This is a genomic window from Salegentibacter sp. 24 (assembly GCF_004362395.1).
Classification (GTDB): domain Bacteria; phylum Bacteroidota; class Bacteroidia; order Flavobacteriales; family Flavobacteriaceae; genus Salegentibacter.
The window spans coordinates 1-18,387 of the sequence record NZ_SNWE01000022.1 but is presented as its reverse complement, the minus strand read 5'-3'; the positions used below and the strand labels follow the sequence as shown (position 1 = coordinate 18,387).

General features: G+C 37.3%; 19 protein-coding genes. 13 read left to right on the top strand and 6 right to left on the bottom strand.

Annotated features, from left to right (window positions below):
- The first annotated feature begins 1 nt into the window (after position 1).
- Positions 2-904, top strand: a complete 903-nt coding sequence (locus DET49_RS14545) for a GyrI-like domain-containing protein (protein WP_133548953.1) — start codon at positions 2-4, stop codon at positions 902-904.
- 89 nt (positions 905-993) lie between these two features.
- Here DET49_RS14545 and DET49_RS14540 read toward each other — a convergent pair whose 3' ends face one another.
- Positions 994-1,638: a gluconate 2-dehydrogenase subunit 3 family protein gene (locus DET49_RS14540; protein ID WP_133548951.1), complete on the bottom strand. Its 645-nt coding sequence runs from the start codon at positions 1,636-1,638 to the stop codon at positions 994-996.
- An 11-nt stretch (positions 1,639-1,649) separates the two neighbouring features.
- Positions 1,650-3,353, bottom strand: coding sequence for a GMC oxidoreductase (locus DET49_RS14535; RefSeq protein ID WP_133548949.1), 1,704 nt, complete (start codon positions 3,351-3,353; stop codon positions 1,650-1,652).
- 150 nt (positions 3,354-3,503) lie between these two features.
- Between DET49_RS14535 and DET49_RS14530 the strand changes: the two genes are divergently transcribed.
- The 9 genes from DET49_RS14530 to DET49_RS14490 all read left to right on the top strand — a co-directional run bounded on the left by DET49_RS14530 (position 3,504) and on the right by DET49_RS14490 (position 12,241).
- Positions 3,504-4,517: a sugar phosphate isomerase/epimerase family protein gene (locus DET49_RS14530; RefSeq protein ID WP_133548947.1), complete on the top strand. Its 1,014-nt coding sequence runs from the start codon at positions 3,504-3,506 to the stop codon at positions 4,515-4,517.
- A gap of 18 nt (positions 4,518-4,535) precedes the next feature.
- On the top strand, positions 4,536-5,771 hold the full coding sequence (locus DET49_RS14525; protein WP_133548945.1) for a nucleoside permease: 1,236 nt from the start codon (positions 4,536-4,538) through the stop codon (positions 5,769-5,771).
- A 23-nt stretch (positions 5,772-5,794) separates the two neighbouring features.
- Positions 5,795-6,934, top strand: a complete 1,140-nt coding sequence (locus tag DET49_RS14520) for a Gfo/Idh/MocA family protein (protein WP_133548943.1) — start codon at positions 5,795-5,797, stop codon at positions 6,932-6,934.
- 12 nt (positions 6,935-6,946) lie between these two features.
- On the top strand, positions 6,947-8,002 hold the full coding sequence (locus tag DET49_RS14515) for a sugar phosphate isomerase/epimerase family protein (RefSeq protein ID WP_133548941.1): 1,056 nt from the start codon (positions 6,947-6,949) through the stop codon (positions 8,000-8,002).
- A gap of 10 nt (positions 8,003-8,012) precedes the next feature.
- Complete coding sequence (locus DET49_RS14510) at positions 8,013-8,771, top strand: DUF1080 domain-containing protein (protein WP_133548939.1); 759 nt, start codon at positions 8,013-8,015, stop codon at positions 8,769-8,771.
- Between the two features lie 132 nt (positions 8,772-8,903).
- Positions 8,904-10,115, top strand: coding sequence for a bifunctional alpha/beta hydrolase/OsmC family protein (locus DET49_RS14505; protein WP_133548937.1), 1,212 nt, complete (start codon positions 8,904-8,906; stop codon positions 10,113-10,115).
- Between the two features lie 100 nt (positions 10,116-10,215).
- A complete protein-coding gene (locus DET49_RS14500; RefSeq protein WP_133548935.1) occupies positions 10,216-10,806 on the top strand; it encodes a superoxide dismutase family protein in 591 nt (196 codons plus the stop codon).
- Between the two features lie 101 nt (positions 10,807-10,907).
- Complete coding sequence (locus tag DET49_RS14495) at positions 10,908-11,438, top strand: RNA polymerase sigma factor (RefSeq protein ID WP_133548933.1); 531 nt, start codon at positions 10,908-10,910, stop codon at positions 11,436-11,438.
- Positions 11,438-12,241: an anti-sigma factor domain-containing protein gene (locus DET49_RS14490; RefSeq protein WP_133548931.1), complete on the top strand. Its 804-nt coding sequence runs from the start codon at positions 11,438-11,440 to the stop codon at positions 12,239-12,241. Before DET49_RS14495 ends, DET49_RS14490 begins: the two co-directional genes overlap by 1 nt.
- Positions 12,242-12,419: 178 nt before the next feature.
- On the opposite strand, the gene DET49_RS14485 is transcribed toward DET49_RS14490, so the two are convergent.
- From DET49_RS14485 to DET49_RS14475, 3 genes are read right to left on the bottom strand one after another with little or no spacing between them, the layout of a single operon-like run.
- Entirely contained in the window at positions 12,420-13,178 is a 759-nt protein-coding gene (locus tag DET49_RS14485; protein ID WP_133548929.1) for a LytR/AlgR family response regulator transcription factor, read from the bottom strand.
- The gene (locus DET49_RS14480; protein ID WP_133548927.1) at positions 13,178-13,471 is read right to left on the bottom strand and encodes a 2TM domain-containing protein; all 294 of its coding nucleotides are present in this window, start codon (positions 13,469-13,471) and stop codon (positions 13,178-13,180) included. The genes DET49_RS14485 and DET49_RS14480 overlap by 1 nt, the downstream gene beginning before the upstream one ends.
- A 2-nt stretch (positions 13,472-13,473) precedes the next feature.
- Positions 13,474-14,799 (bottom strand): histidine kinase, encoded by a 1,326-nt coding sequence (locus tag DET49_RS14475; protein WP_133548925.1) that lies wholly within the window; start codon positions 14,797-14,799, stop codon positions 13,474-13,476.
- A gap of 189 nt (positions 14,800-14,988) precedes the next feature.
- On the opposite strand from DET49_RS14475, the gene DET49_RS14470 reads away from it, so the two are divergent.
- Complete coding sequence (locus DET49_RS14470; protein ID WP_133548923.1) at positions 14,989-15,423, top strand: hemerythrin domain-containing protein; 435 nt, start codon at positions 14,989-14,991, stop codon at positions 15,421-15,423.
- A 148-nt stretch (positions 15,424-15,571) separates the two neighbouring features.
- Here DET49_RS14470 and DET49_RS14465 read toward each other — a convergent pair whose 3' ends face one another.
- Positions 15,572-16,879 carry an NAD(P)/FAD-dependent oxidoreductase gene (locus DET49_RS14465; protein WP_133548921.1) on the bottom strand — a complete coding sequence of 436 codons (1,308 nt, stop codon included), beginning with the start codon at positions 16,877-16,879 and terminating at the stop codon, positions 15,572-15,574.
- 213 nt (positions 16,880-17,092) lie between these two features.
- On the opposite strand from DET49_RS14465, the gene DET49_RS14460 reads away from it, so the two are divergent.
- Together DET49_RS14460 and DET49_RS14455 are read left to right on the top strand one after the other, a co-directional pair.
- Entirely contained in the window at positions 17,093-17,587 is a 495-nt protein-coding gene (locus DET49_RS14460) for an RNA polymerase sigma factor (RefSeq protein ID WP_133548919.1), read from the top strand.
- 6 nt (positions 17,588-17,593) lie between these two features.
- Entirely contained in the window at positions 17,594-18,232 is a 639-nt protein-coding gene (locus DET49_RS14455) for a hypothetical protein (protein ID WP_133548917.1), read from the top strand.
- The last annotated feature ends 155 nt before the right edge of the window (positions 18,233-18,387 follow it).

Below are 18,387 nucleotides of genomic sequence, written 5' to 3'. Positions count from 1 at the left end.
AATGTCGAAAAAAAACTGGCTAATTTTTTTAACTGGAGTACCTATTCTCTTTCTGTTATGGTATTTTCCCATAAAAAAATACGATTACACCATTACATTTGAAACCAAAGCACTTCCCGGTGAAATAGCATACAGGCTGGATAGCCCCATTTTTGAAAAGATGGAAGCCTATGACACGAAAATCAATTCTAATTTTTCCAATATCATCCAGCAGGTAAAATTAAGGAAAGAAACTTATGATCTTCAATGGCATATTTCGCCCAAAAATGATTCGGTTAACACAGTAGAAGTTGGGATTATAAATACAAAAAATTCTTTTAATGATCGTTTATTATTGCTGCTGGGGCAAAATGATTTACAAAAGGAAATGAAAAATGAAATTCAATTTTTTAAAGAAGCTCTTTCTGCGAGTCTCAAATTATATACCGTTAAAATTGAAGAAAAGGCTGTTTCACCTGCAAGTACTTGTGCCTGCATCAGCGCAACGGGTAAAACAGATGAAAAAGCTTTTGAGATGATGAGAACCATAGACATCCTTACCAACTTTATTCTGGACCATAAATTAAAAACTAAGGGAAGGCCAAGAATACTCATTGAATCCTGGAATAAAATCACAAAAAAAATTGATTTTAAGTTTTGCTTTCCCATCGCTAAAAGGAAAAATTATCCAACGAACATGCTAATTGACATAAAAGAAATTTCTTCAAAAAAATCCTTAAAAGCCAGTTTTTACGGAAATTATATGTTTTCCCATTATGCCTGGTTTCATTTACTTGATTATGCCGAAAAAAACAATATCAAAGTCGAAGCCGGGAATATCCTGGAGGTTTTTCAAACTAACCCACAATTAGGTACTGATCCCCAGCAATGGAAAGCTGAGATATACCTGCCTTTATTAGAATAACCTATGTGATCCTAAAGCAATAGTATGTCAGAGAAAAGCCTCACGGTATTAAAATCGTGAGGCTTTTTACATAAAATTTTCTTGCAGTATTAAAGCGACATAGCTTTACCTCCGCCGAGTTCATCTACCGGACCACATGGTATATATTGGCCAGGAATTGGATCGTACCACATTACATTCTCACCGATCTCTTCACTTGTTTTATAAGCCCAAATTCCCATATCCCGAACTTCTTCCAGATAAGCCAGAGAACCTGCATCAGCATCTAAACTTATTCTTTGATCTCGATCCTGAGGATCTTGGGTTTCTGTCGTTCGTTTTGCAATCTCACCTCTTTCAGAAGGAGTGGCTTTCAAATATTTCGCTATAATTTGTTCATATTCTTCCGAGCTGCCTTCAGCTTCTTCTTTGTCAAATTCCTTCTTAAAAGCTCTTGAAAATGCATCGGCAGATTGCTTGAATTTCTCCTGTCTTTCGGGGTGAGCTACCTGCTCCATATAAGAATCAATAAATTCAGCAATGTTCAATTCATCTGCGCCGGGAGTTTCGGTTTTAGGAAGGATTACCTCCAAAATCTGTTTTAATGCAAAACCATTGGAAGCACTTAAAAAGGTAGGCTGCCAATCATATGTAGGTTCACTTTTACAACTTTGTAAAAGGTTTAAAGTTGCCGGTCCAACAATTATGGCACCGGTTCCGAGTCCTATGTTTCTTAATGCCTGTCTTCTATTCATAACGGTGATTTTTAAGCTTTAGATTTTTTAAAATTCTTAGAAGCGTGATCTGCTGCTCTTGCAGTCATGGCCATATAAGTTAGCGAAGGATTCTGGCAACCTGCAGAGGTCATAAAAGAGCCATCAGTAACATATACATTTGGAACAGCATGTACCTGATTATTTCCATTTAACACTGAGGTTTTTGGATCTCTACCCATTCTGGCAGTTCCCATTTCGTGTATACCTAATCCAGGTGCTCCTAAATAATCATAGGGCTCGATATCCTTAAAACCACCTTTTTCTAGCATAACCACTGCTTGTTCTACCATATCCTCTCTCATTTTAAGTTCATTTTCTTTAAACTCAGCATCAAAAGTAACAGTTGGCAAGCCCCACTGATCGGTCTTTTCATAATCAAGGGTCATTTTATTCTCGTGATATGGCAAAGTTTCACCAAAGCCCATTAATCCCATTGTCCAGCCTCCGGGTTTTACAATAGCCTCTTTTAGTTCCTTTCCGTATGAAGCTTCCGCAATAGTATCGCTCCAGTCTCCACGGCCAGCACCACCCTGGTAACCGTAACCACGCACGAAATTAAGTTTATCGTTTCCGTTTATATTTCTAAATCGAGGTAAATAGATTCCATTAGGTTTGCGTCCCTTATAATATTTATCTTCAAATCCATCGTACTTAGCCGAAGCTCCAGCGCGAAAATGATGATCCATTACATTGTGACCTAATTCTCCACTATCATTCCCCATGCCGTTCTCAAATCTATCAGATTTTGATTGCATAAGAATACTTGTGGAGGCTATTGCTGATGCACAAAGGAAAATCACATTCGCTTTAAATTCAATTTCTTCTTTAGTTTCCGCATCTATAATCTTTACCCCCGTAGCCAATTTGGTTTCTGGATCGTAAACGACCTCGTGAACCACAGAATTTGGTCTTAAGGTCATATTTCCTGTACGCTCAGCGGCAGGTAAGGTCGAGGAGTTACTGCTAAAATACCCTCCATAAGGACAACCTCTAATACAACGGTTTCTATACTGACAATTGGAACGGCCTTCAAATTCCTTGTCACCGGTAATATGGGCAACCCGGCCTGCAGTTAATACCCGACCATCGTCAAAATTTTCGGCCATACTTTTTTTAAGATGATCTTCTACACAGTTTAGTGGCATTTGTGGAAGAAATTTACCATCTGGCAACTGTTTTAAGCCCAGATTTTCTCCACTTACTCCTATATAAGATTCAACATAATCATACCAGGGGGCGATATCATTATATCTAATTGGCCAATCCACACCGTGACCATCATTTTTATTGGCTGTGAAGTCTATATTGCTCAATCGGTAACTGTGACGTCCCCACATAATAGACCTTCCGCCAACGTGATAACCCCGCATCCAGTCAAACCTTTTAACTTCATTATACGGATGCTTAATATCATCAACAAACCAGTGTGCACTTGCTTTATTAGTGGTATAGCCCGTACGGGATTGTTTCTGTTGTCGTTTTTCTTCCTCTCGGGTTAACTGACCTTTAAATTTATAATCCCAGGGATCATCGTTCATTGTAGGATAATCTTCAATATGTTTGACCATACGTCCACGTTCAAGAACGAGAGTTTTAAATCCTTTTTCACTGAGTTCTTTTGCGGCCCAACCACCGCTAATTCCTGTACCTACGACGATAGCATCATAAGTGTCATTTTCATAAAAATTGCTCACTGTCTTGTAGTTTATTAATAATTTAGTTCATCGAATCCTTCCAAATATATAAATTTAAGGTTATAATTTTGCTTCTTTAAAAAAAAGTATACTTTTAAGATCCAAAAAATATCAGTAAAATCAAATCCTAGTAACTTTTAAATTCATTCCATGAAAATTACACCAACCAAAATTTTATCCTATTTATTGATTCTTTTTTTATCCCTGGGAATTTATTCCTGTAAGGATCAAAAATCAGAAAATGAAAGTATAGAAACCACTCAAGTACAAACCGAACAAAATGCTGAACCATTTTTCGACATTTCCTTGGCGCAATGGTCACTTAATAAACCCATTTTTGCTGGGGAATTGGATCCTATGGATTTCGCTGAAAAAGCAAACGAATTGGGTTTTAAAGGTATTGAATATGTTAGCTCTTTTTATGCTCCTCAAATTGCCGAGGCAGAAAACCCTGAAGAAGCAATGCAAAAAGTTTTGGATACTTTAAAAGCTAAAAGTGAAAAATTTAATGTCGATAATGTTTTAATTATGGTAGATGGTGAGGGAGAATTAGCAAGCCCGGATCCAGCAGAACGTCAAAAAGCAGTAGAAAATCATAAAAAATGGGTAGATGCCGCCAGCTTTCTGGGAGCCCACTCAATTAGGGTAAATCTGTTCGGAAGTGAAGATCCCCAGGTATGGAAAGATTCAGCTATAAAAGGCTTAAAAGCGCTTAGCGAATATGCTGCAAAGAAAAATGTAAATGTTTTGGTTGAAAATCACGGTTACCTTTCTTCAAATGCTGAACTTTTAGTAGAAGTAATGGAAGGAGTGAATATGGAAAATGCCGGAACACTACCCGATTTTGGTAATTTCTGTCTAAAACGAGAAGGCGGCGAGCGATGGGAAGCAAAATGCATTGAAGAATATCCAAAATACCAGGGAATAAAAGAGATGATGCCTTATGCAAAGTCCGTAAGCGCCAAGTCTTACAAATTCAACGAAGAAGGTGAAGAAACCACCCTTGATTATGAAAGGATTCTGAAAATAGTCCAGGATGCTGGTTACACAGGTTATGTCGGCGTAGAATATGAAGGTGAAGATCTCTCGGCAGAAGAAGGTATCCTAGCCACCAAAGAACTTTTAATGGAAGTTGGAAGCAAATTAAACAGTAATAACAATTAAGAGAAGCTAAAAAAGATAATGAAAAGTTTAACCAGATTTCAACTATCAACCATGATGTTCCTCCAGTTTTTTATTTGGGGTGGATGGTTTGTAACTTTAGGAACGTTTTTAGGCCTCAATTTAAGCGCTACCGGTGCCCAAACAGGGATGGCGTTTTCTACACAATCCTGGGGAGCCATTATTGCTCCCTTTATAATTGGTCTTATTGCCGATCGCTTTTTTAATGCCGAGCGCATCCTGGGATTCCTTCATTTAGTAGGAGCAGTTTTGCTCTATATGATGTTCCAGGCAGATGAATTTACCGTTTTTTATCCCTTTGTTTTGGGATATATGATTATTTATATGCCAACCCTGGCTTTGGTAAATTCGATTTCTTTCTATCAGATGACAGATCCTTCTAAACAATTTTCAAGTATTAGAGTCTTTGGAACTATTGGCTGGATTGTTTCCGGTGTGGTAATTAGCTTGGTATTTGGCTGGGATGCAGAAATAGCCCGGGAAGATGGAATGCTTAAATATACCTTTTTAATGTCTGCGATTGCATCTGCAATTTTAGGATTTTTTAGTTTTACCTTACCTAAGACGCCTCCAAGCAGCAAAGGTGAGAAAGTGACTTTGTCTGATATTTTAGGACTGGAAGCATTGGCGCTTCTTAAAGGAAGAAACTTTTTAATGTTTTTTATCTCATCAGTATTGATTTGTATTCCACTGGCTTTTTATTATCAAAACGCCAACCCTTTTCTTTCTGAAGTAGGGATGGAAGATCCCACTTTTATGATGTCTATAGGCCAAATTTCTGAAGCCTTATTTCTCTTATTACTGCCTTTCTTTTTTAAAAAATTTGGTTTTAAAATTACGTTATTGGCTGGGATGTTTGCCTGGGTACTTCGTTATTTACTTTTTGCCTACGGGAATGCAGGCGAATTGGTTTATATGCTAATAATAGGAATTGCGCTCCATGGAATTTGCTATGACTTTTTCTTTGTATCCGGCCAGATCTATACCGATTCTAAAGCAGGACCAAAAATTAAAAGTGCAGCACAAGGTTTAATCACCCTGGCTACTTATGGCGTAGGAATGCTAGTTGGTTTCTGGGTAGCAGGAAAAATTAGTGACCTTTATCTCTACGCGGATGGCACCCATGACTGGGAACAAATTTGGATAGTTCCGGCAGGTTTTGCCTTTGTAGTTATGATATTATTTGCTATTTTCTTCAAAAATGAAAAAATCGAGAAAAAAGATATTGAAATTTAACCAAGCAAAAAGATTATAAAAATATGAGTAAAAAAATAAAATTAGGAGTATTGGGCGGTGGCGGCGATTCCCTTATCGGGATCTTGCACCGTGTCGCTTCTACGATGTATGATAAATTTGAATTCGTAGGTGGGGTTTTTAATCCCGAATTGGAAGAAAGCAAAAAATTTGCCCAGGAATTGGGCATTGGAACTGATCGGGTTTATAAAGATTTAGACCATTTAATTAGTGAAGAAGCTAAATTACCAGAGGAAGAACGCATAAAGGCAGTCTCTATTCTAACGCCAAACTTTCTTCACTTCCCAATGGCTAAACAATTATTGGAAAATGGTTTCCACGTGATCTGTGAAAAACCAATGACCACTACTTATAAAGAAGCTAAAATCCTTGAAGATACCCTCAACAAATCGAAAACTGTATTTGCGGTAACTTACACCTATACCGGTTACCCCATGATTCGCCAGATGAAAGAAATGATAGCCGCGGGAGAGATTGGTGAAATCCAGAAGATCGACGTGCAGTATTATCAGGGTTGGATCAACCCAATTATTCACAATAAAGAGGAAAGAAATAGCATTTGGCGTCTTGATCCAGAAAAAGGAGGTATTAGCTGCTGTATTGGAGACATTGGAACACACGCCTTTGATATGATAGAGTATGTTTCAGGCCTGGAAGTTAAAGAACTATTAGCCGATCTAAACTACGTTTACTCTGATAATAAAATGGATGTAGATGGTACTGTGCTGTTACGTTTTTCAGACTATGTAAAGGGAGTGCTAAGATCCAGCCAGATTGCTACGGGAGAAGAAAATAATTTTGCCGTTAAGATTTACGGAAAAAAGGCGGGTTTAAAATGGGAACAGGAAAACCCTAATTACCTTTATAAGTTAGAAGACGGGCAACCGATTAAAGTATTAAAACCCGGGCACCAGTATAATTCGGCTTTAGCATTAGATGGCAGTAAATTACCTCCGGGGCACCCGGAAGGTATTTTTGATTCTATGGGTAATATCTACAAAGGAGTTGCCAGGGCCATTAATGGCGAAAAATATCATCCGGGAGAATTTCCTACTATGAAAGACGGAATACGAGGAATGAATTTTATAGAAAAAGTAGTAGATTCTCACGCCAAAGGGAATGTTTGGGTGCAATTAGAAGCATAAAATTTAATAAAAATGAAAACAGTAAAAGGACCTGCGGTTTATTTAGCTCAATTTATGGATAATAAAGCGCCATTCAACAGTTTGGATGGCCTTTGCAAATGGGCTGCAGATTTAGGATATAAGGGAATTCAAATCCCGACCTGGGAATCAGCTTTGATCGATTTAAAAAAAGCCGGACAAAGTAAGGATTATTGCCAGGAAATTAAAGGAAAAGTAGAATCTTACGGACTGGAAGTCACCGAACTTTGTACCCATCTACAGGGGCAGCTTGTAGCGGTACATTCAGCCTACGATACCATGTTCGATAATTTTGCACCCGATAAGGTCAAAGGCAATCCAAAAGCCAGAACTCAATGGGCTGTTGATCAAATGAAAAGCGCAGCCCGAGCCAGCAGGCATTTTGGTTTAGATGTTCACGGGACCTTTAGTGGATCTTTGCTTTGGCATACTGCCCATCCCTGGCCCCAAAGACCGGAAGGCCTGGTAGAAATGGGGTTTCAGGAACTTGCAAAACGCTGGACCCCCATATTAAATGAATTTGATGAGCAGGGCGTAGATCTTTGTTATGAAATTCATCCGGGAGAAGACCTTCACGACGGCGTTACTTTTGAACGTTTCCTTGAGGCGACTCATAATCATAAACGGGTAAATTTATTGTACGATCCCAGCCATTTTGTGCTGCAACAGTTAGACTATATTTCCTACATAGATCATTACCATGAATTCATAAAAATGTTCCATGTAAAAGATGCCGAATTTAATCCTACAGGAAAAAAAGGTTCCTTTGGTGGCTATGGAGATTGGATAGACCGCGCCGGACGCTATAGGCATCCAGGAGATGGGCAGGTAGATTTTAAAACCATATTTTCTAAATTAACCGAATATGGTTGTGATGTCTGGGCGGTTCTTGAATGGGAATGTTGCATAAAATCACCGGACCAGGGCGCTCGTGAAGGAGCTCCATTTATTCAAAGCCATATTATTGAAGCTACCGAAAAGAAATTTGATGATTTTGCTGGTAGTGAAATCGACGAACAAAAATTAAAACAAATTTTAGGACTTAATTAAATATATACAAATGAAAAAAACCTCTTTAATTTTAGTAATTGCCGCAGTAATGGCCACGGCCTGTAAATCTGATAAAAAAGAAAAAGATGCAACACAAGCTGATATGAGCAATGATACTACTGCTACAGCCAGTAATGAAGATCAATGGAAACACCTGTTAGATGGAGATAACCTGGAGGACTGGAAAGCCTTTAACGCGGATTCAATTTCAGACCAGTGGCAGGTAAAAGACGGCGTTCTTGCCTTCACCCCTGCCCAAGGCGAGCGTGAGGGTTCTGAAAACCTCATTACAGAAAACACCTATTCAAATTTTGAACTTTCCCTGGAATGGAAAATTTCAGAGGGCGGAAATAGTGGAATTATGTGGGGTGTTAAGGAAGGTGAAGAATTCTCTGAGCCCTACTTAACCGGTCCTGAGATTCAAATACTGGATAATAAATTACATCCAGATGCAAAAAATGGTGAAGATAGACAGGCTGGTGCACTATACGATATGATGCCCCCAAGCGAAGACAAAACCAGAAACGCTGGAGAGTGGAATGAAACAGTGATTAGAATTAACCATAAAACCAACAAAGGCTCAGTTCGTCTAAACGGAACTTTAATCAATGAATTCCCTGTTCACGGCGAAGAATGGCGTAAATTGGTGGAAAATTCAAAATTTAAAGATTGGGAAGATTTTGGGAAGAACAGGGAAGGTCATATAGCCCTGCAGGACCACGGTAATAAAGTTTGGTTCAGGAACATTAAAATAAAAGAGCTGGAATAATACTACTTCCGGAATTAATAAACAAACTGATTAAAAGTCATAGACAGAATCAAACCTGTTTTAGATTTTTAATCAGTTTTTTTTTGCTGTAGATCAATCAAACAATTTGTAAATTGAAAAATAAATTGGGCTATGAAAACCGAAAAAGTAAATTTTAAGAATAATAATGGTGATGATCTATCAGGTTACCTGGAGCTCCCCTTTAATCAGGACCCGCATAATTTCGTGCTATTTGCGCACTGTTTTACCTGCAATAAAAATTTCTTTGCTGCAAAAAATATCAGTCGCACCTTGGCCAAAAATGGGTATGGTGTTTTACGATTCGATTTTACCGGATTAGGAGAAAGCCAGGGGGACTTTTCAGACAGTAATTTTTCAGGAAACATACAGGATCTGCTGGCTGCTGCATCTTATTTAGAACAGGAACATAAAGCACCAGGCCTTTTAATCGGTCACTCCCTTGGAGGCGCGGCGGTATTATTCGCCGCAAAAGAAATGGTATCGGTTAAGGCTGTTACCACCATCGCAGCACCCTCTACAACAGCCCATGTACAGCATTTAATAGAAAATAATGTAGAGGAGATTGAGAAACACGGAGAAGCCCAGGTAAATATAGGTGGCCGCTCTTTCAAAATCAAAAAACAATTTCTTGAAGATATTAAAAAACATAAATTGAAAGCCTACCTCAGAGATCTTAAAAAATCGCTTCTCATTATGCATTCCCCACAGGATAATATTGTAAGTATTAAGAATGCCGAAGAATTATATTTAGCTGCAAGACATCCAAAGAGTTTTATCTCCCTTGACGGGGCAGAGCATTTACTTGCTTGTGAAACTGACGCCACATATGCTGGAAATGTTATTGCTTCCTGGGCTTCGCGTTATTTAGAAATTCCCAAAATAGAAATTCCTGAATCTAATGCAGATGTTGTAGCCGGCTTAGAAAAAGAGGATGCTTTTACCACAAGTATGAAAGCAGGAAATCATACCTTCCTGGCAGACGAACCAGTAAGCGCCGGTGGAAAGGATTACGGCCCAACTCCATATCAATTTTTGTCTTCTGGTTTAGCTGCCTGTACCTCTATGACACTTCAAATGTATGCCAAACGAAAAAAATGGCCGTTAGAAGATGTAGAAACCCATGTATATTATGCGCGAGAACATGAATTAGATTGTGAAAATTGCGAAAAAAATGATTCAAAAATAGACACCTTCAAAAGAGAGATAAAACTTATAGGAGATTTAGATGAACAACAAAAACAGCGATTACTGGAAATTGCAGATCGCTGCCCCGTTCATAAAAGTTTAACCACGGAGACCATTATAAAAACAAAACTGATATAAAAGTTAAAACCGAGTTTGTTAACCTATCCTTAAATCTTTGGCTAACCTGTGGGATAGGTTTAATTTAGTAGTGTTTAATCTAATAACCGATCAAAGTATTATGAAAAGAATAAGTTTATCACTAGTATTTTGCGCCTCATTACTTATAATAGGTTGCAAAAACGAGAACAAGGAAAATGAGACTGAAACCATTACAGAAACAGAAATGGAATCTGAAATGGAAGAACAGAAAGAAGAAATAAAAAAGGTTGTTGTTCCCTTAGAGTCAAAAAGCGGAAGCCAATTAGATGGGGAAGTGATTTTCACCGAAGAAAACGGCGAAGTTACGATGGAGGCTACCATAACTGGTTTGGCTGAAGGTAAACACGCTATCCATATTCATCAGGAAGCAGATTGCTCTGCTGAAGATGGTTCTTCTGCCGGAGGCCACTGGAATCCAACCAACGAAAAGCATGGCAAATGGGGTGATCCTGAAGGTTACCACAAAGGCGATATTGGAAACTTTGAAGTTGGTGCCGATGGTGTAGGAACGATTTCTATGACCACCGATCAGTGGTGTATAGGTTGTGAGGATGAAAATAAAAATATTTTAGGAAAGGCCATTATCGTTCACGATGGTGTGGATGATTACACTTCTCAGCCCTCTGGAGCTGCAGGCACAAGAGTTGGATGTGGTGTTATAAAAATGTAACCCATTTCACATAAAATTTAATAAAAAGCGGTATAATGCCGCTTTTTATTTTTTTCAAGAGGGAGTTTTATCTACTTTTACTGAGCAAGCCACTAATATTTATGCAACAAGACGCCTTAATTTTAGAACTCCAAAATGGTAACGAACGTGCCTTTGAACGTATTTATCATCTGTATTCTGAAAGTACCTACGGAATTATTTATAGTATAGTTCGAGATGAAAAGATCGCTGAAGAACTACTCCAGGACGTATTTTTAAAAATTTGGGACAAAGCTCCCAGCTATAACTCTGATAAGGGCCGATTTTTTACCTGGATTCTTAATATTGCGCGGAACGCTTCTATAGATAAAATTAGATCCAAGAGTTTTAAAAACGATCAACAAAACCTTAAGGCCGATAACTTCGTAGATATATTAGAGGCAAAAACAAATTTTAATGAAGCTGTAGATTCTATAGGGCTTAAAAAATATATTGAGGCTTTAAAGCCTGTTTGTAAAAAATTAATTGATTACCTGTTTTTTAAAGGCTATACACAAAAAGAAACTTCAGAAGAATTAGATATGCCCCTGGGAACCGTTAAAACCCGTAACAGGGCTTGTATAGATAAATTAAGAGCAATGGTTATTAAATAATGGATATTCAGAAGTACATATCATCCGGAATACTGGAACTTTACGTTTACGGTGCCCTTTCTGAAAAAGAAAGTCGCCAGGTGAGTCTTATTCTAAAAAAATATCCTGAAGTTAAAACCGAAGTTGAGGAAATCGAAAAAGCGCTGTTCACGCTTTCATCGGCTGCGGCTCCAAATAATGCGGAACATTTAATTACTTCTATCAAGGAAAAACTCAGTAACTCAGGAGCAGCAACTAAAACTGGAAGGACCCCGGTTAGAAAAATCAACTGGATCACCTATTCTGGGTGGGCAGCGAGTCTGTTATTACTTATTGGGCTTTTTGTTTTCTTTAATCGGACCAATGAATTAAGAGAAGAGCTTATGGCTGCCAAGGCCCGAAATGCTCAAATGGAACAACAAATTGCAAATGCACGTCAAAACGCAGAAAAAGCTAATGACCTGCTTGCGGTCATAAGGGACAAAAACGTCAAAAGAATACCTTTAAAAGGGCAAAAAGTAGCACCTGAAGCTTTTGCGTCGGTTTACTGGAACAAACAGGAAAACACTGCTTATATAGATGCTCAAGAACTACCGGAGCCACCACGCGGAAAAGTCTACCAGGTTTGGTCTCTTACTATGCAACCACTTTCTCCAACTAGTATAGGTTTACTAGAAGATTTTGAAGCAGACAATAATAAGATTTTCAGTCTTGAAAATCCAAACCAATCTGAAGCATTCGGAATTACTTTAGAACCTGAAGGAGGTAGTAAAACCCCTAGCATGGATCAACTATATGTTTTGGGTACCGTCGCTGCACCTTAAATAAAAAAATGAAGGTTCACCACACATTCTAAGGGCAAACCTCCACATAACCAACCAAAAAAATAAAATTCAAAAAACCGGGGGCTAATAAAAACAAAGCTGTTTTTAATTTCCAAACTTTCATGAATATTTACGAAGAAATGCTCATAAAAGTTTTATTATTTTAAATTTTAACATTTTAAGCTTCTGAAATCCACTTCTTGAAATCCTTAACTCTTTCGCGACTGACCACAAGTTGAAACTCAGAAGAAGGATTTAATTTAACTTCTAATCGGTTATTGGTATAGCTAATAATATCTTCTATAAAATCAATATTTACTATAGATTTTCTGTTGATTCTGAAGAAGTTTCCAGGATTTATCTCTTTTTCTAAATTCTCTAATGAAATGTCCAGTAGATAATTTCTCCCGAAAGTAGTCGTAAGGTAGGTGGCTTTATTTTCTGAATAAAAACAACAAACTTCGTTTGTGGAAACGATCTTTATATGCTGCCCGACCTGTATACTAAAACGGGTTTTATAAGCTGGTTTGCTACCGGTTTCAAGAATTTTTCTAAAAGTATTGATATCTATTTGTGGGGAATTGTTCCGGTAATTTTCCTGGAACTTCTTTACGGCATTTTCCAGGTCATCTTCGTCTATGGGTTTTAGCAAATAGTCAACACTATTCAATTTAAAAGCCTTGAGCGCATATTCATCGTAAGCGGTGGTGAAAATAATCGCACTGTTAATTTTCACTTCTTCAAAAATCTCAAAAGAAATACCATCACTGAGTTGAATATCAAGAAAGACAAGATCGGGTTCAGGATTCTCCCTAAACCAGCTAATCCCCTGACTTACCGAATGCAGCAATGTATTTGCCTCTAAATTCAGTTTTGTAAGCATTCTTTGCAAACGCCGGGCAGCCGGTTTTTCATCTTCAACAATTATTATTTCCATTATTCCCAACGCTGTTTATCTTCTTTTTCCATATACTCCTGGATCTTTCGTTCTTCCCATCGCTTATCGAACATAGGGTTTAACCTAAAGGCTTTTAAAGCATCAAAGGCCAGACCGATTCCCCATCCCCCGACAACCCATAAGAACCAGGGATAAGCCCACTGATTGGTATAGTAATTTATTCCTGCCAGGAATAAATTTACCAAAATATAGGAGAATAAATGATTGTAGAACTCTCTTAATTCTTTAACCCGCTCCCGGGCTTTTAAATACTTGTCCTCTGAAGTTTCCATAATTAGTTGTTTTTATCTTTTTGCATTAATTCCTTTATCTTTCGTTCTTCCCAGTTTTTGCCGAGTAAAAGGTTATGATTGAAAACTGATAGTCCGTGAAAAAATACGCCTATTCCCCACCCTATGGCCGGGAACACCACCCACATAAATTCACTATAGCTCAGATAATTAAATAATCCTAATACAGGAATAACTATTAAATATGAAGTTAAATTCCCATAGAATTCTCGCTCTGCCTTAACCTGTTTCCTTGCTCGTAAGTAAGCTTCCTGTTGCACATATACTGGTTCCTGTTTTTCCATGGTTACAATTTTAGTTAATAGCGGCAGTTTAACACTAAATATATTGTTCGCATTATCGATCTCTACCATCCTGTCGGTCAGCAAAAAATAGCGCTGTTTAATATTAGAAAGTCCAACCCCACTTCCCCTTCTGAGAATTCCCTTTGGCTGAAGATTATTTTTCACAACCAGTTTTCTGTCCTCTTCCACAATACTGATCTCTAAAGGGTTTTCAGAATTCACTTTATTGTGTTTTATAGTATTTTCTAATAATAGCTGAAGTGAAAGCGGCACTATTTTGGATCCTGGATTCTTTAATACCGAAGGTAAATTAAATACAATAGCGTCTTCGAAACGCATTTTTAGCAAATCCATATAAGTTTTAGCGAATTTTAATTCCTCCTCAAGATCAACCAGTTCTTTGTTCTTCTGTTCCAGGACATATCGATAAACCTTAGAGAGCGCGCTAGTAAATTTTTGTGCCTTTTCAGGGCTTTCTTCGATTAAAGCACTTAGAACATTCAAACTATTGAATAAAAAATGGGGGTCTAGTTGATTTTTTAGCGCGTCGAATTTAGCTGAGGCCGTGCCAGCGATTATCTTTTGTTCTTTTACTTTCTTTTCCTGTAGTGCTTTATAGAAATAAATCAGATGAAAAAATAGGGAAATAATAGTGGTAAAAAGCAAGGGAAAAAGATAGAAGACCATCTTTTCCCTGGCTATGAATTCCTGAAATGGCATAGCTTCGTATACTACATAATGTAGCAAACGACAGAAGAAGTAACCGATTAATGTTAGTACAACAGAACCAAAAGCACCTAAAAGCACCTTTCTTAAATTAGCGTTTTCCCACCTTATTTTTGCTCCAAACCACCAGAAATAGCTACCGTTTATAAGGGTAAGGATAAAACTGTAGAAAAAATAAATAAGCCAGGTTTCAAATTTCAGAAATTCTTCAAACTGTAACCCCTCGAAAAGGATCTCAAGACCAATGATCAGTGCAGTAATAGAAAGACTTATTTTTAATATTTTCAGTAAGAAATTCATTTTATTTCATTTAAAAAGCTAAGATGCAGGAAAGTACTTTGTTATTCTAATTAAAATTTCTGAACTGTAGAAATTCCCAACTGAATCGTTCCTTTCTTTAGAACCGATTTAAACTATTGGAAAAACCAGGGTTTAAATTTTCCTTAACATATAAATCAATAATTTCGATACTTAACCAATACCTAAATTATGAATATTTTTGAAGCATTACGCCAGGAACACGAAATACAGCGCCACCTGGTAGCCAAACTAGTGGAAACCCATGGTGATACCCAGGAAAGAAAAAAGATCTTTGAACAGTTAAAACATGAGTTAAAGATTCATGCGGATGCCGAAGAAAGACATTTTTATATTCCAATAATGAAGAAGGATCTAACCCAAGAAAAAGCCCGGCACAGTGTAGCAGAACATCACGAGATGGATGAACTCATTGAGGAGTTGGAAGACACGGAAATGGATGCTTCAAACTGGCTGAAAATTGCCAAAGAATTAGAACATAAGGTAATTCATCATTTAGATGAAGAAGAACAGGAAGTCTTTCAAATGGCCGGCAAAGTCTTAACCGATAAACAAAAAACAAGTCTGGCGGAAGATTATAATAAGGAAATAAAGAAAATGAGGTAATTTTACAATGCTAAACTTAACATCCTTAAGTGGTGTTACTCTTCTGGGAATTATTTAAACAAAATCGCAGATGACTGCCAAAAAGCAGTTAAAGATATAAATCTCTTAACTGCTTTTAATTTAAGTTTAATTGGACCTTTTATTTTTCCTATATCTCCTCTTTGTCAACTTTCATTTGATTTTCATAACCTTTAAATGGTCTTATGATTAACCTGGCGGCTTTATCATAATTCCAGTAGTTATAGAGCCAGTTAAAGAAGGTTACCAGACGGTTTCTAAACCCAATAAGGAACCAAAGATGTACGAACATCCAGATAAACCATGCAAAAAAACCACTAAAAGAGCCTTGTTCCAAATCCACAACAGCGCGGTTTCGTCCTACTGTGGCCATAGTACCTTTATCTTTATACTGAAAAGGTTCCAGTCTTTTATCTTCCAGGATATTCATAATATTTTTGGCCAAATGTTTTCCCTGCTGGATTGCCGGTTGAGCAACCATTGGATGTCCTTTTGGAAAAGCTTCGGTCTGCATTAATGCGATATCACCAATTGCGAAAATATTATCATAACCGGTTATTTGATTGAAAGCATTCACCTCATATCTATTAGCTTTTTCTACTAATGCCGTAGCACTGAGTCCTTTTACGGGTGCACCGGTTACCCCGGCAGCCCAAATGAAGGTTTCGGTCTTTAGTGAAAGATCGGTATTGGTAGTTACCAAATGCCCGTCATATTCTTTTACCATAGTATTGAGATGAACTTTTACCCCTAATTCCTCCAGAAATGCGTGGGCCTTTCTTGAGGATTTCTCACTCATCGGTGGCAGAACCCTATCCAGGCCTTCCAGAAGATGAATATTCATCTCATTGGGATTAATATCTGGATAATCATTTGGCACAATATGGTTCTTCAATTCGGCAATGGCACCACTAAGTTCCACTCCGGTTGGGCCCGCACCTACCAGCACGAAATTGAGCAATGCTTTTCTTAGTTCCGGATCATCAGTAATTACCGCCTGTTCTAAATTTTCCAAAATCAAACTCCGAATATTCAATGCCTGTGGAACCGTTTTCATCCACATCCCATTCTTCTCTATACTTTTGTTTCCAAAAAAATTGGTTTTAGATCCCGTTGCAATAACCAAATAATCGTAGATTAAATCTCCAATGGTGGTTTCAATATAACTTTTTTCGGTATTGATAGACTTTACTTCCGCCATTCGAAAAATACATTTCTTACTATTTCTAGTGATTTTTCGCATAGGGTAGGCAATAGAATCCGGTTCTAAACCCGAGGTGGAAACCTGATAGAGCAAAGGCTGAAAAGTATGATAATTGTGTCGATCTAAGATCACGGTTTGTACCTCTTCACCTATTAATTTACGGACCATTGCCATTCCCGCAAAGCCGCCACCAATAATAACAACCCTGGGTAAATTTGTTCTTGGAATATTCATAAAGCTTGTTTTTACTCACTAAGTGAGATTTAAAATACTTCCCTATAAGACTAAAGTAATATCCTATTTCTTCAATTTCCTTTATAGAGGGAATCACTCAAATTTAAGTTTTCTCCTGCTTTGCCTGAAAAAATAAGGCATCATTAACTATACTTTATACTTTTTTGTAACATTGCAGGCACTTGCACTACATATAAGAGCTAACCAACTATTGTGAATAAGGAATTAGAACATCAGTTTGTAACAAATCTGGAAAAGCACCAGAACATTGCACATAAAATTTGCCGTATCTATACCAATAATCAGGATGCACACAACGATCTGTTTCAGGAAATCACTATTCAGTTATGGAAAGCTTATCCTAAATTCAGAGGTGAAGCAAAATTTAGTACCTGGATGTACCGGGTGGCCCTAAATACCGCGATTACTTTATACAGAAAGAATAAAAGAAGTATACCAACTCAGGATTTTGATACGGTAGATTTCAAGATCAAAGCCGAAGAATATGACAATGAAACCGAGCAGCAGTTAAAAGTGATGTATGCTGCAATTCAGGAATTAAATGATATTGAAAAGGCACTTGTTTTTCTATATCTCGAAGATAAAAATTATAGAGATATTTCCGAAACCCTCGGTATAAGCGAGGTTAATGCACGAGTGAAGATGAACAGAGTAAAAACGAAATTAAAAAACATTTTAAATCCTTAGCGAATAATGGATGGATTGGATTTATTAAAAAAAGACTGGAAAAAGCGGGAAGGCAACATCCCCCAACTTTCCTATGATCAAATTTACAAAATGCTATGGAAGCGGTCATCTTCCATAGTAAAATGGATTTTTGTAATTAGTATTCTTGAATTTCTATTTTGGGCACTCATTAATATTTTTATGGCTGACCACGAATATTGGGCCGAAATGGAACGTATACATTTAAAAGAATTTACAGTAATTATTTACGTAATCAATTATGCCATAACTTTTTTCTTTATATTTTGTTTCTATAAAAATTATAGAAAGATATCCTCTACAGATAATGCCACAAAATTAATGAAGAACATATTACGTACCAGAAAGACCGTAAAATACTATATTGGTTACGTTTTAATTTCAACAGCTTTAATTTCACTTATCTATACCTATTTTTTTATGAATTATCATGCCACTACCACCGCGGTTGATGATATAGAAAAGTACAGTTTTACTCCGCTACAATGGCTTATGTTTTCCGGAATTATGATAGGTGGCTTAGCGGTCTTCCTTGGAATTATTTGGTTATTTTACCGAGTTGTTTACGGAATTTTGTTACGCCGACTGAATAAAAACTATAAGGAATTAAAAAAATTGGAATTTTAAATTACTTAAAATCTTTTTTACTTGAAAATAAAAAAATGGTTGATCGAAAAGCTTTTATGCTCCTGTTTTGTGCGGCTCCTTCCTTCATCACCTCTAACCCCTTGTAAATACTGGAGTTTATGTTTTGCACAGGGTGTCCCAGCTTTTTTTAAGAG